16 protein-coding genes and 4 tRNA genes are annotated in these 15741 nt (G+C 57.9%); 15 read left to right on the top strand and 5 right to left on the bottom strand.

The window, feature by feature from the left end; translation table 11 throughout:
• The first annotated feature begins 63 nt into the window (after positions 1–63).
• The 8 genes from TU81_RS11455 (at position 64) to TU81_RS11420 (ending at position 6908) form a co-directional block, all read left to right on the top strand.
• Entirely contained in the window at positions 64–1275 is a 1212-nt protein-coding gene (locus tag TU81_RS11455) for an O-succinylhomoserine sulfhydrylase (RefSeq protein WP_048395135.1), read from the top strand.
• Positions 1272–2048: an SDR family oxidoreductase gene (locus TU81_RS11450; RefSeq protein WP_038980086.1), complete on the top strand. Its 777-nt coding sequence runs from the start codon at positions 1272–1274 to the stop codon at positions 2046–2048. Before TU81_RS11455 ends, TU81_RS11450 begins: the two co-directional genes overlap by 4 nt.
• A 281-nt stretch (positions 2049–2329) precedes the next feature.
• A tRNA-Val gene (locus TU81_RS11445) sits at positions 2330–2405 on the top strand.
• Positions 2406–2460: 55 nt separating this feature from the next.
• Positions 2461–2537: transfer RNA gene (locus tag TU81_RS11440), tRNA-Asp, on the top strand.
• 93 nt (positions 2538–2630) lie between these two features.
• Positions 2631–2707 (top strand) — tRNA-Asp (locus TU81_RS11435).
• A 259-nt stretch (positions 2708–2966) separates the two neighbouring features.
• Positions 2967–3476 (top strand): sigma-70 family RNA polymerase sigma factor, encoded by a 510-nt coding sequence (locus TU81_RS11430; protein WP_048395132.1) that lies wholly within the window; start codon positions 2967–2969, stop codon positions 3474–3476.
• Positions 3473–4417: a FecR domain-containing protein gene (locus TU81_RS11425; protein ID WP_048395130.1), complete on the top strand. Its 945-nt coding sequence runs from the start codon at positions 3473–3475 to the stop codon at positions 4415–4417. Before TU81_RS11430 ends, TU81_RS11425 begins: the two co-directional genes overlap by 4 nt.
• Before the next feature lie 67 nt (positions 4418–4484).
• Positions 4485–6908 (top strand): TonB-dependent receptor, encoded by a 2424-nt coding sequence (locus TU81_RS11420; protein ID WP_048395128.1) that lies wholly within the window; start codon positions 4485–4487, stop codon positions 6906–6908.
• An 84-nt stretch (positions 6909–6992) separates the two neighbouring features.
• Here the strand turns inward: TU81_RS11420 and TU81_RS11415 are convergent, their stop codons facing one another.
• Positions 6993–8276: an NAD(P)/FAD-dependent oxidoreductase gene (locus tag TU81_RS11415; RefSeq protein ID WP_038980090.1), complete on the bottom strand. Its 1284-nt coding sequence runs from the start codon at positions 8274–8276 to the stop codon at positions 6993–6995.
• A gap of 183 nt (positions 8277–8459) precedes the next feature.
• Between TU81_RS11415 and TU81_RS11410 the strand changes: the two genes are divergently transcribed.
• From TU81_RS11410 to TU81_RS11395, 4 genes are all read left to right on the top strand, one after another.
• Positions 8460–8536, top strand: a tRNA-Val gene (locus TU81_RS11410).
• Positions 8537–8695: 159 nt separating this feature from the next.
• Entirely contained in the window at positions 8696–9163 is a 468-nt protein-coding gene (locus TU81_RS11405; RefSeq protein ID WP_038980091.1) for an anti-virulence regulator CigR family protein, read from the top strand.
• A 178-nt stretch (positions 9164–9341) separates the two neighbouring features.
• Positions 9342–9836, top strand: coding sequence for a hypothetical protein (locus tag TU81_RS30780; RefSeq protein WP_082157837.1), 495 nt, complete (start codon positions 9342–9344; stop codon positions 9834–9836).
• Positions 9837–10041: 205 nt separating this feature from the next.
• Complete coding sequence (locus TU81_RS11395) at positions 10042–10497, top strand: DUF2214 family protein (RefSeq protein WP_048395124.1); 456 nt, start codon at positions 10042–10044, stop codon at positions 10495–10497.
• Positions 10498–10691: 194 nt separating this feature from the next.
• Here the strand turns inward: TU81_RS11395 and csrA are convergent, their stop codons facing one another.
• Positions 10692–10886 (bottom strand): carbon storage regulator CsrA, encoded by a 195-nt coding sequence (gene csrA / locus TU81_RS11390; protein WP_007905913.1) that lies wholly within the window; start codon positions 10884–10886, stop codon positions 10692–10694.
• 248 nt (positions 10887–11134) lie between these two features.
• Between csrA and TU81_RS11385 the strand changes: the two genes are divergently transcribed.
• Positions 11135–11500 (top strand): sporulation protein, encoded by a 366-nt coding sequence (locus TU81_RS11385; RefSeq protein WP_048395122.1) that lies wholly within the window; start codon positions 11135–11137, stop codon positions 11498–11500.
• 72 nt (positions 11501–11572) lie between these two features.
• Here the strand turns inward: TU81_RS11385 and TU81_RS11380 are convergent, their stop codons facing one another.
• From TU81_RS11380 to TU81_RS11370, 3 genes are all read right to left on the bottom strand, one after another.
• On the bottom strand, positions 11573–12262 hold the full coding sequence (locus tag TU81_RS11380) for an endonuclease (RefSeq protein WP_038980094.1): 690 nt from the start codon (positions 12260–12262) through the stop codon (positions 11573–11575).
• A gap of 4 nt (positions 12263–12266) precedes the next feature.
• A complete protein-coding gene (locus TU81_RS11375) occupies positions 12267–12557 on the bottom strand; it encodes a DUF1654 domain-containing protein (RefSeq protein WP_038980095.1) in 291 nt (96 codons plus the stop codon).
• Between the two features lie 162 nt (positions 12558–12719).
• The gene (locus TU81_RS11370; RefSeq protein WP_038980096.1) at positions 12720–13808 is read right to left on the bottom strand and encodes an asparaginase; all 1089 of its coding nucleotides are present in this window, start codon (positions 13806–13808) and stop codon (positions 12720–12722) included.
• Between the two features lie 337 nt (positions 13809–14145).
• Here TU81_RS11370 and TU81_RS11365 point away from each other — a divergent pair, with 337 nt between their 5' ends.
• Together TU81_RS11365 and TU81_RS11360 are read left to right on the top strand one after the other, a co-directional pair.
• A complete protein-coding gene (locus TU81_RS11365) occupies positions 14146–14598 on the top strand; it encodes a hypothetical protein (protein ID WP_038980097.1) in 453 nt (150 codons plus the stop codon).
• Between the two features lie 178 nt (positions 14599–14776).
• Complete coding sequence (locus tag TU81_RS11360) at positions 14777–15733, top strand: sugar ABC transporter substrate-binding protein (protein WP_048395120.1); 957 nt, start codon at positions 14777–14779, stop codon at positions 15731–15733.
• Positions 15734–15741: the final 8 nt, after the last annotated feature.

The following is a 15741-nucleotide window of genomic DNA, read 5'->3' as shown; positions in this document are numbered from 1 at the left end:
AGGGGCCGGTTTTGTATCTACTGATTAATTCTCTATATCAAGAGCAGGGCAAGGAGTGACAGCATGAGTCAGGATTGGGATGCCGGTCGGCTGGACAGCGACCTCGAAGGCGTAGCGTTCGATACCCTGGCCGTACGCGCCGGTCAGCACCGCACGCCGGAAGGCGAACACGGTGATCCGATGTTCTTCACTTCCAGCTACGTATTCCGTACCGCCGCCGACGCGGCCGCGCGCTTTGCTGGCGAAGTACCGGGCAACGTCTACTCGCGCTACACCAACCCGACAGTGCGCGCGTTCGAAGAGCGTATTGCCGCGCTGGAAAGCGCCGAGCAGGCCGTGGCTACTGCCACTGGCATGGCTGCGATCATGGCAGTGGTCATGAGCCTGTGCAGCGCCGGCGACCATGTTCTGGTCTCGCGCAGCGTGTTCGGCTCGACCATCAGTCTGTTCGAAAAGTACTTCAAGCGCTTCGGCATCGAAGTCGATTACGTGCCCCTGGCGGACTTGTCCGGCTGGGATGCGGCGATCAAGGCCAACACCAAGTTGCTGTTCGTCGAATCGCCGTCCAACCCGCTGGCCGAGCTGGTAGACATCAAGGCGCTGTCGGAAATTGCTCACGCCAAGGGCACGATGCTGGTGGTCGACAACTGCTTCTGCACGCCTGCGTTGCAGCAGCCGCTGAAGTTGGGCGCGGACATCGTTGTGCACTCGGCGACCAAGTTCATCGACGGCCAGGGCCGCTGCATGGGCGGCGTTGTGGCCGGTCGTAGCGAGCAAATGAAAGAAGTCGTCGGTTTTCTGCGTACCGCCGGGCCGACCCTGAGCCCGTTCAACGCCTGGATCTTCCTCAAGGGTCTGGAAACGCTGAGCCTGCGTATGAAGGCGCACTGCGCCAATGCCCAGCAACTGGCCGAATGGCTGGAGCAGCAGGACGGCATCGAAAAGGTCCATTACGCTGGCCTCAAGAGCCATCCGCAGCACGAACTGGCCCAGCGTCAGCAGAAGGGTTTCGGTGCGGTCGTGAGTTTCGAGGTCAAGGGCGGCAAAGAGGGCGCCTGGCGCTTTATCGATGCGACTCGCCTGATCTCCATCACTGCCAACCTGGGCGACAGCAAAACTACCATCACGCACCCGAGCACCACCTCTCACGGCCGTCTCGCGCCGCAAGAGCGTGAAGCGGCGGGGATTCGTGACAGTCTGATCCGCGTTGCGGTCGGTCTGGAAGACGTGGCAGACCTGCAGGCCGATCTGGCGCGCGGGTTGGCTGCCTTGTGATCGAGTTGTCGACGCCGACCACGGGCACCCATGGCCGCGTCGCGCTGGTCACCGGTGCTGCGCGCGGCATCGGTCTGGGGATCGCGGCCTGGCTGATCAGCGAAGGCTGGCAGGTGGTGCTGACTGATCTGGATCGTGAGCGCGGTTCGAAAGTGGCGAAGGTGCTTGGCGAAAACGCCTGGTTCATCGCCATGGATGTCGCGAATGAAGCACAGGTGGCACTAGGCGTGGCTGAGGTGCTGGGACAGTTCGGTCGTTTGGATGCGCTGGTGTGCAATGCAGCAGTGGCCGACCCGCACAACATCACCCTGGAAAGCCTCGATCTGGCCTACTGGAACCGGGTGCTGGCGGTGAACCTCAGCGGGCCGATGCTGTTGGCCAAGCACTGTGCGCCGTACTTGCGTGCTCACAGCGGCGCCATCGTCAATCTGGCCTCGACCCGTGCCGGCCAGTCAGAACCCGACACAGAGGCTTATGCGGCGAGCAAGGGCGGTCTGTTGGCCCTGACTCACGCCTTGGCTATCAGCTTAGGGCCGGAGATTCGCGTTAACGCAGTCAGTCCAGGCTGGATCGACACGCGAGACCCTGCGGTGCGGCGTGCCGAACCGCTGACCGACGCTGATCATGCGCAGCATCCGGCGGGCAGGGTAGGGACGGTCGAGGACGTGGCGGCGATGGTGGCGTGGTTGCTGTCGAAGAATGCCGGGTTCGTTACGGGCCAGGAGTTCGTGGTCGATGGTGGCATGACCAAGAAGATGATTTACAGCGAGTAAATCCAAGCGTGGCTGCGATGGATGTAGCCAGCATTGATGTGAATGTGCCGCTGTCTATCGATATGCCTTCAAAATAAAAACCATCAAGACAGTTGCTCCCACACTGAATTTATATCGATCACAAACCTGTGGTCCGCCGCAGATCCAGTGTGGGAGCGGGCTTGCTCGCGAAAGCGGTTTGACTGTTAAGACACAATTTTGTCTTTTTCAGAAAAACTTCAAGCGGGGTATTGACTTAGCTTCGGTACCTGCGTAAATTTCGCGGCCTCGGAGATGCAAACGGGTGATTAGCTCAGCTGGGAGAGCGTCTGCCTTACAAGCAGAATGTCGGCGGTTCGATCCCGTCATCACCCACCACTTCCGAGAGTCTTGCGAAAGCAAGATGGAAGCTTTTAAAAGCCTCCACCGACGCGCAGCGGTAGTTCAGTCGGTTAGAATACCGGCCTGTCACGCCGGGGGTCGCGGGTTCGAGTCCCGTCCGCTGCGCCATATTTTCCGAGTCAGGTTTACCTGCCTCGAGATTGAAAAGCCTCGAAGCTTTCCAGTCAGACGAGTTACTTGGGCGAAAGTCCAAAGCGATACGCAGCGGTAGTTCAGTCGGTTAGAATACCGGCCTGTCACGCCGGGGGTCGCGGGTTCGAGTCCCGTCCGCTGCGCCATATCTGCCTCAAGGCCCACTGAACGCCTTGGAGCTACGAAGCAAGCTGCTGGTAAAGCCAGTGTCTGTTTCGAGTCGATAGCAAAGACCCTGGTCGAAAGACCGGGGTTTTTTGTGTCTGCGATTTGGCTTTTCCTCTCTCATGTCCTTCCCGCCCAACCTTTCTGCGCCCCAATTGCATAAAGGACTTGGTTCACAGCTCTGACATTAATTAGAATCACTCTCATTTACGATAACTCCTTGGCGCAGGGCTTCTTGAGATGAGTGATGTGGCGATGCCGAAGGAGCAAACCTTCCACGACTTGTACCGCGATCACCGTGGCTGGCTTGAAGGCTGGTTGAGAAGACGCATGGGCAATGGCTGTGATGCGGCGGACCTCAGTCAGGATACGTTCCTGCGTTTACTCGCCAGCTCTCAACGAATTGCTGATCTGCAAGAGCCCCGTGCCTATCTGCTGACCGTGGGCAAACGCCTGCTGAGTAATTTCTATAAACGACGAAGCCTCGAGCAGGCATATTTGACGGCGCTGGCGGCGTTGCCGGAAGACTGTGTGCCGTCGCCCGAGCAGCGCTGGTTGTTGCTCGAAACCCTGCAAGCCCTGGATGAACTGCTCGATGGATTGCCGGCGGCAGTGCGTAAGGCGTTTCTCTGCAGTCAGCTGGAAGGCTTGAACTATCAGCAAATCGCCGAGCGCCTGCGGGTATCGGAGCGCACGATCAAACGCTACATGGCGCAAGCCTATGAGCATTGTCTGTTGGTGGAGCTGTGAGCAGTTCAGCGCCCGATGCTCGTCAGGCCGTGCGAGCTGCCGCGCAGTGGCTCGCCTTGCTGGAATCTGGAAGTGCCAATGAGCAGGATCGTTCGAATCTGCAGCGTTGGCGCGACAGTTGCGTCAGTCACGAGCAGGCTTGGCAGAAGGCTCAAGCCTTGCGTCAGCGGTTTGCCGATCTGCCTTCAGCGTTGGCGCTCAAAAGTCTGGATCGCCCCGAGCCGGGTCGGCGTGTGGTGCTCAAGCGTGCATTGGGTGCGGTGGCGTTGGTGCCGGCGGCTTGGCTGATCAGCCGACAGTTGCCCCTGGATGTCTGGCGAGCCGATCTGCATACGGCCACCGGGGAGCGCAAACAGGTGCAGCTCGCTGATGGCAGTTCCTTGCAACTCAACACGGCCAGTGCCGTCGATGTGGATTTGCAGAGCCGTCGCTTGAGGCTGATTGAAGGCGAACTGTCGCTGAAGGTGCCAATCACATCACCGCTGACGATCCAAACGATGTTTGGACAAATCATCGTCAGCCAAAGCGAAGTCTGTGTTCGTCAGGAGGTGCGCGGTTGCCGCGTGTCGGTGTACAACGGTACCGTGCAATTGCAGCCCTTGCAGGGGGCGGCGTTGGCTTTGCGCAGTGGTCAACAAGTCAGTCTTCAAGCAACCGGTGTCGGGCCGATCAGCCCATTCGATGTGCTTGCGCCGGGTTGGCGAGAGGGCGTGCTGATGGCGAAAAACCAGCCGCTGGGAGATTTCCTGCGCGAACTCAGCACTTATCGACCGGGTGTGCTGCGTTGGGAGCCGGAGCTTGAAGCGTTGCGTGTCACCGGCAGTTTTCGTCTGGACGACACCGATCGCGTCCTCGCGTTGCTCGCGGCCAGCCTGCCGCTGGAGGTGCATTCACGTACCCGTTATTGGGTGACGTTGCTGCCGCGCAAAAATAGTGTGTGAAGCCTGTCCCCTTTTTTCGACTCGCTTGTCATTCAAGGCATGTGAACGAATCAAGAGAACTCTATCAATGCCCGCAGTAATACCTTGCTGTCCGCGCCCGGCTTCTTCCCGCCTGCGTCCGTTGTTGCGCTTGAGCCTGATGCTGGGCCTGAGTGCCAGTCCGTTATTCATCACTGCCAGTTGGGCCGAAGACAGTGCCCGGCGCAATTATCAGGTGCCTGCCGGCAGCCTGAGCGATGCGCTGACCCGCTTCGCCGGTCTGTCTGGCGTCAATCTCTCGGTCGACCCGGCGCTGGTGGGCAGTCGCACCAGTTCTGGTCTTTCCGGCGAGTTCGCGGTCGAGGAGGGCTTTGCCCGGCTGTTGCAGGGTTCCGGTCTGCAACTGCAACCGGTGGGCGAGCAGGCCTACATCCTGACTCCGGCGCCAGAAGGCAGCAGCCTGCAACTGGCCCCCACCTCGATTCTCGGTGCCACGGGCGGGGCGGACGGCGAGGTATATGCCGGCGGCCAAGTCGCGCGCCGCGGTTCGCAAGGCTTGCTAGGCTCGAAAGACTTCATGGAAACGCCGTTCAGCATGACCACCTACACCGGCGAGGCGGTCAAAAACCTGCAGGCTCGTACCTTGGGCGACTTGATCGCCAGTGATCCCTCGGTTCGCGCCACCAATCCGGCGGGTGGGCGTTATGAGCAGTTCACCATTCGCGGGCTCAGCCTGTTCAACAGTGATGTCGCCTACAACGGTCTCTACGGCGTCCTGCCGACCTATACGATCGACATGGAGATGGCCGACCGCGTCGACATCATCAAAGGCCCGAGCCAGCTCATCAACGGCATCTCGCCGCGGGGCAGTGTGGGTGGCGGGATCAACGTGGTGCCCAAGCGCGCGACCGACAAGCCCATCACTTCGTTTACCGGTAGCTACGCTTCCGACAGCCAGGTCGGCGGTGCGGTGGATGTCGGTCGGCGCTTTGGTGAAGACAACAAGTTCGGTATTCGTTTTAACGGCGTGAAGCAGTCCGGCGACACAGAATGGGATCACCAGAGTGTCGACCGCGAGATGGCTGTGCTGGGCCTGGATTTTCGCGGTGAGCGCCTGCGACTCTCGACGGACATCGGGCGCACCGAGCGTGATACCGATGCCCCGCAGGAACGCGTGCAGGTCGGCGCCAATGCCAAGGTGCCGAATGCGAACGATGTGCGCGACAACTATGCGCAACCCTGGAGCAAGGCGAGCACCAACGACACTTTCGGAGCGGTGAACGGCGAATTCGATGTCAGCGATTCGGTCATGCTGTACGGCGGCGTGGGCGCGCGTAAAAGCAATCATGACTTCCTCCGGCATGCCGTTGCGGTCACCAATGATGCTGGCGATTTCAGCGTTCAGCCGCGTGACTTCACCCGTGACGAAAATGTCCGGACGGCAACGGCGGGGGTGCGCAACTGGTTTCATACCGGCCCGGTAAGCCATGAGGTCAATCTGGCCGCCAGCTATTTCTACATGGACTTCGAAAATGGCGGCGCCCGTTATGCGGCGGCCCGCAGCAACCTCTACGACCCCGTGGAAACACCAACGCCTGTAAGACCCACTCGACTCGATTCGAAGGTCTACACCGAGAACCGCTTCAGCGGCGTGGCGTTGTCCGACACTCTGGGCTTCTTCGATGACCGGCTGTTGCTGACCCTCGGCGCCCGCTGGCAGCGCGTGAAGGTTGAGGACTGGACGGATGATGTCAAAGGCGCCACGGCCTACGATGAGGAAAAGGTTTCGCCGTCGGGCGGCATCCTGTTTAAGGCAACCGATAAGCTGTCGCTGTATGCCAACTACATGGAAGGCCTGAGCCAGGGCAAGATCGCGCCGTCGACCTCTGTGAACGAGGACGAGATATTCCCGCCATTCATCAGCCGGCAGGTCGAGGTCGGCGCCAAGTATGACGCGGGTGCGTTCGCCGTGACTGCCGCGGTGTTCCGGATCAAGCAGCCGGCCTATGAGACCAACGCCACGACGCGGGTTTTCGGCCCGAACGGCAAGCGCGAGAATACGGGCGTGGAGCTGAGTGTGTTCGGTGAACCGCTCGATGGTTTCCGCCTGCTCGGCGGTGTCATGTACATCGACAGTGAGTTGAGCGACACCACCAATGGCACCTTTGACGGCAACCGGGCACCGGCCACGCCGAAATACAACGTCAACCTGGGCGCCGAGTGGGACGTGCCGACCATACAGGGCCTGACCCTGACCAGTCGCGGCCTCTACTCCAGCTCGCAGTATCTGGACCAGTCCAACAACAAGGAAATCGACTCCTGGGAGCGTTTCGACGTGGGTGCCCGCTACGCATTCAAGGTCGACGAAAAGAACATCACCCTGCGTGCCAATGTCGAGAACGTGGCGGATAAACGCTACTGGAGTTCGGCCGGGGCCTCGGATGACAGCGAGCCTGGCTTGACGCTTGCGACCCCGCGCACCTACCTCCTTTCGGCGACGGTCGACTTCTGAGTGAACCGCTTTACGTAGGAGCCAGGCTTGCCGGCGAAGGCGCGCTTGATGACGCCTTCGCTGGCACCTTTTCACCTCTCTCGGTCAGTATCCGAACTTGTCCCGCAATCCGTAATACCAGGCGCCCAACGCAGCGAACGGTGTACGCAGCAATTGCCCGCCGGGGAACGGGTAGTGGGGCAGGTCGGCAAAGGCGTCGAAGCGCTCGGCCTGGCCGCGCAATGCTTCGGCCAGCACTTTGCCCGCCAGGTGCGTATACGTCACGCCATGGCCGCTGCAACCCTGGGAATAGTAGATGTTGTCGCCCAGTCGTCCGACTTGGGGAAGGCGCGATAGCGTCAGCAGAAAATTGCCGGTCCAGGCGTAATCGATTTTCACGTCTTTGAGCTGTGGGAAGGCCTTGAGCATCTTCGGTCGAATGATCGCCTCGATGTTCGCCGGATCTCGGGCGCCATAGACCACACCGCCGCCGAAAATCAGGCGTTTGTCTGCGCTCAGGCGGTAGTAGTCGAGCAGGTAGTTACAGTCTTCGACGCAGTAGTCCTGAGGCAACAGGCGCTTGGCCAATTCCTCGCCCAAGGGTTCGGTGGCGACCACTTGAGTCCCGCAGGGCATCGACTTCGCCGCCAGCTCCGGCACCAGATTGCCGATGTACGCGTTGCCGGCGACGATGATGAATTTGGCCCTGACCTTGCCCTGAGGCGTATGCACCACCGGATTGGCGCCGCGCTCGATGCGCACCGCTGGCGACTGCTCGTAAATAGTGCCGCCCAGCGACTCCACGGCGGCTGCTTCGCCCAAGACAAGATTGAGCGGATGAATATGCCCGCCGCTCATGTCGAGCATGCCGCCGACGTATTGATCGCAAGCCACTACTTCACGGATGCGTCGCTGATCCAATAGCTCAAGTTGCGTGTGACCGAAGCGCTCCCACAGGCGCTTCTGGGATTCCAGATGGCCCATCTGCTTGGCGGTAATGGCGGCGAATACACCGCCGTCCTTCAAGTCGCACTGGATGTTGTATTTGGCCACCCGCTCACGAATGATCCGTCCACCCTCAAACGCCATTTGCCCCAGCAGCTGAGCTTGCTTGGGGCCGACACTGCGCTCGATCACATCGATATCACGGCTGTAGCTGTTAACGATCTGGCCACCGTTGCGCCCCGATGCGCCAAAACCCACTTTGGCCGCTTCCAGGACCGTTACCCGAAAACCGTTCTCCAGCAGAAACAGGGCAGAGGACAGGCCGGTATAACCAGCACCGATGACACAGACATCAGTCTCTACATCATCCTGCAAGGCCGGGCGCGGCGGCGCTCCATTAGCCGATGCGGCGTAATAGGACTCTGGGTAGGGAGTGTTCGCCATCCTGCAGCCTCTGTTTAATATATTTTACGAGTGCATCGATCCTACCCGAGTTAAAAAACGACCGCCAGCCAGCGGAAAATCTTCTTTGCCACAGCAAAATTAAATATTTTGCATATTCATAGGGTTAGGTGAAAAAAAGGTGTTGACACCCCTCCGGAATTCCGTAGAATGCCGCCTCACAGCAGGCACGTAGCTCAGTTGGTTAGAGCACCACCTTGACATGGTGGGGGTCGTTGGTTCGAGTCCAATCGCGCCTACCAAACAAAATCCGCTCTGCTGGGCGGTCTAGAAGGGCTCACCGAAAGGTGGGCCCTTTTTTGTTGTCTGCGATTTGCAAAACTCTGCAAGGATAGTTTCTGAACTAACACACCCATAACCGTCTACATTGCAGGGGGCATCCCCTTTCTGAGAGAACGGATATGTTTAGATCTCGCTCGTTGATTGCCGCTATGACGTGTCTTGCCTTGGCGTCCGCTTCAATGACTGCATTGGCCGACCCGGGAAACGGGAAGGGCCAGGGAAGCGGCAAGGGAAATCCACAAAACACTCAGGGCCATGGCAACCCCAGCCAAGGAAACAAAGGCAAAGGTTCAGGGGGTGACGATTGGAGTCACGGCCCGAGCATCAATCACGGAAGTGTTATTGGAATCGTGGGTGGTTATCGCGACTACTGGAGCCCCGGGCCCGCCTTGCCACCCGGTATTCAAAAAAATCTCGCACGCGGAAAACCGCTACCGCCGGGGATCGCCAAGAAACTTGATGGCCGATTGCTCGGCAGGCTTCCACACTACGATGGCTACGAGTGGCGGCAGGCGGGAACTGACTTGATATTGGTGGCCATTGCTACCGGGATCATCTACGAGGTTCTCAATGGCGCATTCGATTGAAGTGAAAATGACAAAGTCCAATCGCGCCCTCGCTGCATAACGACCAGTAAAACTATGGGAAGCAATGTGCATTGTTCGATAACTGCACATTGCCTGCCCGTTGGTCGTTGACCTTTGAACTGTGTGGGGCCGAAAGGGTCAATTACTCCGTGCAATATCAACCTCACGGAACCCACCCATGTTATTAAAAAACAAGAGTTTTGCCGCTGTCATGTCATGCGTGATGATGCTTGCAGCCGCCCCATTATTGCCCGCTGACCTGTCCATCATGAGTTCCGCCTACGCGAAAGGTGGTGGTGGTGGTGGTGGTGGTGGTGGTGGTGGTGGTAACGGCGGCGGAAATGGTGGTGGTAACGGTGGTGGCAATGGCGGTGGTAACGGCGGTGGCCACGGTGGTTCCGGGCATTCCGGCGGCGTCAGCAATGGCCACGGCAATGGCTTGAGCAGTGATCACGCAGGTAAAGCTGTCCGCGACCGTGGTATCAGTGGCAATCACTACGGTAGCGATCGTAATGGCGATAGCGGCCATGGTTCCGTGACTTCGGGCATTGCGAATTCCCGGGATACGCGAGGAGTGACGAAAGCCTCTGCCATTTCGGCCTCTACGCCTGGTGATCACAACACGAAGGGGTTGAGTAAGGCTCGCACTTCGACTTCAAAAAGAACGGATTAAGTCCAACGTTCTCAAAAGCCGGGTATCCCATCAGGAGCCCGGCTTTTTTGCGCCCGCTATTTGCCAATAGAGTCTGACGTTAAACAACCGGCGATGGGTCGCCCTGATGTGCGGGTAATCAGCAGAGCCGGGTGCGTGGGCAAATCATCCTCCGATGAACTACTACTGTAGGGCTGTTTCAACTTCGTCTATTAGGAGTATGTCGATGCTGGCTCACTGGTTTCTGGCGGCGATTCATCTCTTGGCCTTTGCGCTGGGCTTCTGGGCGGTACTGACTCGTGGTACGGCTTTACGTCGTCTGACTGCCGGGGTGGGGGAGGCGCGCAGCGTTTTGGTTGCGGATAATCTGTGGGGGATCTCTGCAGTCATTCTTTTGGTCACGGGTGGAATACGAGCCTTTGGCGGGTACGAAAAAGGTACTGATTACTATCTCCACCAACCGCTGTTTCATCTCAAGATGACGCTCTTCGTCCTTATCCTGTTGCTTGAAATTGCGCCGATGGTGACGCTGATCAAATGGCGGATTGCGCTGGGGCGTGGGGCGGCTATCGATACTGGGCGCGCAACGCTGTTTGCCCGTATCAGTCATATCGAAGCGCTACTGCTGGTGCTGATGGTCGTGGCTGCCGCGGGCATGGTACGTGGGGTAACGTTTGGTTAGCCGGGAAGGAAGACGACCTTTCTCGCAGCAAATCCGAAACGTCTGACAGTCAGGTATGGGGCGAGGGCGGTAGTATCGGCTCCACATTGTGAAGGCATAGCAAAGAGAGGCTGGGCGGAGAGCGATGCGGTGCTTGAATCTTTAGCCAGCCGTTATTCGAGGTTGAATGGGCTGGCTACTGACCACAGCAGGATTCAGGGTGTTTGCGGCTTGTCTGGGGCGGTCAGGCCAGCCTGAATACGTTGATAAATTTCTTCGCGATGCACCGCAACGTCTTTCGGGGCGTTGATGCCAATCCTGACTTGCTGGCCGCTAACGCCCAGAATGGTGATCGTTATGTTGTCACCGATGTTTATGCTTTCACCGACTTTGCGGGTGAGTATCAGCATGGTTTTCTCCTTGATTGCTTGTAGGGCACCTGATTCGGACAGTGCAGAGGTCGGTATAGGTATAGATTAGTGCGAAGTCTCGCAGTTTGGGTGCCTCTTTCTGACGCGCAGATGCTGCATTAATTCCCAAGGCGTAACTATACAGAGGCCGCAACCATCATTCTCGTTGTTTTGCGCCCATTTTGCGGCGCTCGAACAGGATCCATGAGTGTTAAAATCGCCGCTTTCAGCATTCAGAGGGAAGCGTTGTGCGCAAAATGGCCTTGGTAATCGCAGTATTGACGTTGGTCGGGTGCGATGAGGGTAAGGGGGTTAGCGCGCAAAAGCCGCAACCGACAGTCGCTTCCGCACCCGCGGCGACAACCGGTCCGCAATGGGACGTCGAGGTACGCGGCGAAACCCCCCAGGCGGTCAGCGACCTGAGCGGCTGGTTGATTGAGCATAGCTTCGTTTCCAGCGTCATCAGGGAGAACGGAAAGGTTCGTATCCTGATAGGACCGTTTAATTCGAAAACCGAGGCAGAAGCCAAACAAGCCGAAGTGACGGCAGCGCTCACTCGGGCGAAAAAAAGGAACATCGAGTCGCTGGTCGTTGAGCACCCGACGGCTCAGTAACCAAAAGCGGCGGTTAGAAACGAAAAAAGCCTGGGGTGTAATGCCCCAGGCCTTTGTGTCTTCAGCGGCCGGTCAGCCGCAGGTTTTCATGTCTACCGGGCCGACAAACTCGTTGCCGCGCCCCATCACGCACGCCACGCTCTGGTTGCGCTGACGTTCCCATGCCTGTACCGGATAGGTCTTGTTCCAGGCTTCATACAATTGCCGATCCTGTTTTGACAGGCGCAAGCCGTACTGCTTGCTCATGTAGAAGTAAGTCCGGGCGATCATGCCGCGAATGGAAGGGCGGGGCATGACCTTCTTCGCCTTGAAGTCGACCTGTGTCAGGCACGAACCGTATTGACCGGTTTGCACCGGCAACCAACCGAAGCTGAAGTTGCTGCGATCGCCATTCACCTCGCCGATGCTCGGCACCAGATTGTGCAGATCGGCCTCGGCTTTCTGATAGGTCGGGTCATACCGCGTGCAGTTCTTGCGACCACCTTGTTGCCAGCATTCGCGCTGATGGCCGATCTGCCAGGCCGGGACAATGTGCTCCCACTCGATGCGCGAGGCGCGTTTGGCATTTTTACGCGGCACATAACCGCAGGCAGCGAGGTCGATACGGTTGCCAGTGTATTTGCAGCCGCAATAAAACTCGGTGGATTGCGGTGCATATAACTTCCACGCGACTTTCTTGGCTTCGTTGAAGGTGCGTGGGGCGCCAGCCTGGGCGCCGAGGGCGATGAACAGAAGCAGTAAAGCAAACCATCGGACACTCATTGACTCAATCTTCCTTCGGTACAACCCAGAAAATCTGCACACCGCCATCGTCGCGATGGGCGAGGGTGACGTTGTCGTTCTCGTCGATTTCTTCGAGCAAGCGTTCCCACTCATCCACGGGTTCATCCGGAAGACGAAAGATCAGTGCTGCTTTGGCTTTCTGGGCGGTGGGGGAATTGATGATTTTCTGAACGCGCATACCCAGGCGTTCATAGGTGTCAGGAGAGACAGAGGTAGTGGCCACGGAATTATCCTTATTAAGCTGTACGTGCATACAGTATTTAACTGTAAGCATTTTCGCAACTGCTTAAAATTCAAGAAAATCCTCTGACAGTAGTTTTTTCCGTTTGGTGTAGGACGGTGGGATTTTTTTTATCGGAAAAGTCGTGAACCACTCACCAAGGTTGGCGAGTGGTGACAACGGTGCCCGACCCGGAACAGGTCGGGCGAGGGCGAATCAGTATTCCCAGAACATCCGTTGCAGCTCTTTGCTGTCGTTGGTCTTGGTCAGCGCGACCATGGCCAGGATGCGGGCTTTTTGCGGGTTCAGGTCGTGCGCCACAACCCAGTCGTACTTGTCGTCAGGCTGTTCGGCGTTACGCAGTACGAAACCACCGGCATTGACGTGGGAAGAACGAATGATGTGTACGCCGTCCTTGCGCAGGGCTTGCAGGGAGGGAACCACTCGAGACGAGACCGAGCCATTGCCGGTGCCGGCATGGATGATAGCTTTGGCGCCCGATTGAGCCAGGGCTTTGTAGGCGGTGTCGCTGACGTTGCCGTAGGAGTAGGCAATTTCGACGTCAGGCAGGCTCTTGATGGTTTTGATGTCGAATTCCGAATCCATGGTGTGGCGCTTGGCTGGCAAGCGGAACCAGTAGGATTTGCCTTCGACCACCATGCCCAGTGGGCCCCAGGCACTTTTGAACGCCTCGGTCTTGATGTTGATCATTTTGCTGACGTCGCGACCCGACTGGATTTCATCGTTCATGGTCACCAGTACGCCTTTGCCGCGCGCGTCTTTGCTGCTGGCCACGGCGACGGCGTTGTACAGGTTCAGCATGCCGTCGGCCGACATGGCGGTACCAGGGCGCATGGAGCCGACGACGATGATCGGCTTGTCGGTTTTTTCCACCAGGTTGAGGAAGTAAGCGGTTTCTTCCAGGGTGTCGGTGCCGTGGGTGATGACAATGCCATCGACGTCATTGCTGTCGGCCAGTTCGGCCACCCGACGGCCCAGTTGCAGCAGGTTGTCGTTGGTGATGCTTTCGGAGGCGATCTGCATGACCTGTTCGCCGCGAACGTTGGCCAATTGGCTCAGTTCCGGAACCCCTGCGATCAACTGTTCGATACCGACTTTCGCCGCTTGATAGGTGGCGCTATTTGCAGCGCTGGCTCCCGCGCCAGCAATGGTGCCGCCGGTGGCCAGGATCACCACGTTCGCCAGTTTCTGTTGGGTTTCGACTTCTTTTGCCTGAAGGGCGGAGGGCAGAAGCAATAGCAGGGCCAAAGCGCCCGGAATAAAAGTGTTGAAGGCAGATTTCATTATTGTTTTCTCTCGTAGTGAAACGGTGCGGATGCAGGTTCATCTAGACACGGCCCCAAGCAGATCTGAACGCCAGGGGTGTAGGAGAAGAGCAGGATCTGTACCAGTCCAACATTGGAGGTGAAGATCTTTTAACCTTCTAATTTTTATAGGAATTATTGAAAAGCACGGAATGATCTTCGCGCTTTCTCGTCCGGGTTTCCGAACATGTGTGATTTTTTTGTTCGGCTCTCCGACCTCCATTGAGAAAATCGCCTTGCCAAATCGGAAATCAGTGCTAAAGAAACTCCCGCGCAGGTCGATGCTCCTTTAAAGGAATCTTTCTCCAGGAGTTCACATGTCGTTTACTGTCGGTTTTCCAAATACAGGCGCCATCACTATCGCGGGCAAGTCCCCGGCGACCATCAATGCCTTGAGTGAAGCGACGTCCGACGCCTCGGCCCAAGCGCTGGGTGAAGAGGCGGGTAGTGACAACCAGGTCAGAACCGGTGGCGGCGCGCAGACTCAGGGCGAAAGCAAATCCGAAAAAAGCAGCAATCAAAGTATTGCGGTGCAGGTACTGCTCAAACGCATGCAGGAACTTCAGCAGCAACTGCGCGAACAGCAGCAGCAACTGGCGGCCGCTCAGGCAGCGAATTATCCGACCCCGGAAGCCAAAGCCATCGCTGTCATGTCGATTCAGGGGCAAATCGCCGATACCAGTGGTGCGCTCGCTCAAGTGACGGGCAATCTGGTGAAAGAGCTGGCCAAGGGTTCCAGCAGTGGCAATCTGGTAAGCACCACGGCGTGAGAAAAAAGGTTGGCTTTTGCCAATCGAGACACAAAACGGGTCGTTGACAAATCTCCATAGGGTTCGCATAGTTCGGTCTACGCAAACGTTTGCGCGGTCGCCTTTGATGGCTTGATCCCGTAAGGGCAGGGTCCAGCGCAAGCGTTGCTCAGAATAATCATAAGATCGGAGTGAACCCATGAAGCTGCCATTCGCTGGACGTCTTCTCGCTGTCGCAATGCTGGCTGCCGCATCCGCCGCATTGCCCGTCTCTTCGGCTTTCGCCGAAACCCCTGAAAAACCTAAAGTCGCACTGGTCATGAAATCCCTGGCCAACGAATTCTTCCTGACCATGGAAGACGGCGCCAAGGCCTACCAGAAAGACCACTCCGGCGACTTCGAGCTGATCTCCAACGGCATCAAGGACGAAACGGACACGGCCGGCCAAACGCGCATCGTCGAGCAAATGATTTTGTCCAAGGTCAACGCATTGGTCATTGCACCAGCAGATTCAAAGGCCATGGTTCCGGTCATCAAGAAAGCAGTCGATGCCGGCATCACCGTGATCAACATCGATAACCAGCTGGACCCGACCGTGGTCAAAAGCAAAAACATCACCGTTCCGTTCGTAGGCCCGGACAACCGCAAAGGCGCGCGTCTGGTGGGTGAGTACCTGGCCAAGCAACTGAAGGCCGGTGACGAAGTCGGCATCATCGAAGGCGTTTCCACCACCACCAATGCCCAGCAGCGCACGGCGGGCTTCAAGGATGCGATGGAGGCGGCGCAGATCAAAGTCGTGTCCCTGCAGTCCGGCGATTGGGAAATCGACAAGGGCGGCAAGGTTGCCTCGTCGATGCTCAGCGAATACCCGAACATCAAGGCCCTGTTGGCCGGCAACGACAGCATGGCCGTCGGCGCAGTATCTGCCGTGCGCGCGGCGGGCAAGGCCGGCAAGGTGCAAGTGGTCGGTTACGACAACATCAACGCCATCAAGCCAATGCTCAAGGATGGCCGCGTCCTGGCCACCGCCGACCAGTTTGCTGCCCGGCAAGCGGTGTTCGGCATCGAGACTGCGCTGAAAATCATCAAGGGCGAGACAGTCGATAGCGGCGTCAATGGCGTCATCGAAACTCCGGTAGTGCTGGTTACCAAGTAGTCCTTCTG

The sequence above is a fragment of the Pseudomonas lini genome, from assembly GCF_001042905.1.
Classification (GTDB): Bacteria; Pseudomonadota; Gammaproteobacteria; order Pseudomonadales; family Pseudomonadaceae; genus Aquipseudomonas; species Aquipseudomonas lini.
Note: the sequence above shows the minus strand (reverse complement) of the source record. Positions and strands in the feature narration are given on the sequence as shown.

Coding starts and splice junctions, on each gene's coding strand:
- TU81_RS11455 (WP_048395135.1), top strand. CDS start 64: ATGAGTCAGGATTGGGATGCCGGTCGGCTGGACAGCGACCTCGAAGGC.
- TU81_RS11430 (WP_048395132.1), top strand. CDS start 2,967: ATGAGTGATGTGGCGATGCCGAAGGAGCAAACCTTCCACGACTTGTAC.
- TU81_RS11420 (WP_048395128.1), top strand. CDS start 4,485: ATGCCCGCAGTAATACCTTGCTGTCCGCGCCCGGCTTCTTCCCGCCTG.
- TU81_RS11415 (WP_038980090.1), bottom strand. CDS start 8,276: ATGGCGAACACTCCCTACCCAGAGTCCTATTACGCCGCATCGGCTAAT.
- TU81_RS11405 (WP_038980091.1), top strand. CDS start 8,696: ATGTTTAGATCTCGCTCGTTGATTGCCGCTATGACGTGTCTTGCCTTG.
- TU81_RS30780 (WP_082157837.1), top strand. CDS start 9,342: ATGTTATTAAAAAACAAGAGTTTTGCCGCTGTCATGTCATGCGTGATG.
- TU81_RS11395 (WP_048395124.1), top strand. CDS start 10,042: ATGCTGGCTCACTGGTTTCTGGCGGCGATTCATCTCTTGGCCTTTGCG.
- csrA (WP_007905913.1), bottom strand. CDS start 10,886: ATGCTGATACTCACCCGCAAAGTCGGTGAAAGCATAAACATCGGTGAC.
- TU81_RS11380 (WP_038980094.1), bottom strand. CDS start 12,262: ATGAGTGTCCGATGGTTTGCTTTACTGCTTCTGTTCATCGCCCTCGGC.
- TU81_RS11375 (WP_038980095.1), bottom strand. CDS start 12,557: ATGCTTACAGTTAAATACTGTATGCACGTACAGCTTAATAAGGATAAT.
- TU81_RS11370 (WP_038980096.1), bottom strand. CDS start 13,808: ATGAAATCTGCCTTCAACACTTTTATTCCGGGCGCTTTGGCCCTGCTA.
- TU81_RS11365 (WP_038980097.1), top strand. CDS start 14,146: ATGTCGTTTACTGTCGGTTTTCCAAATACAGGCGCCATCACTATCGCG.
- TU81_RS11360 (WP_048395120.1), top strand. CDS start 14,777: ATGAAGCTGCCATTCGCTGGACGTCTTCTCGCTGTCGCAATGCTGGCT.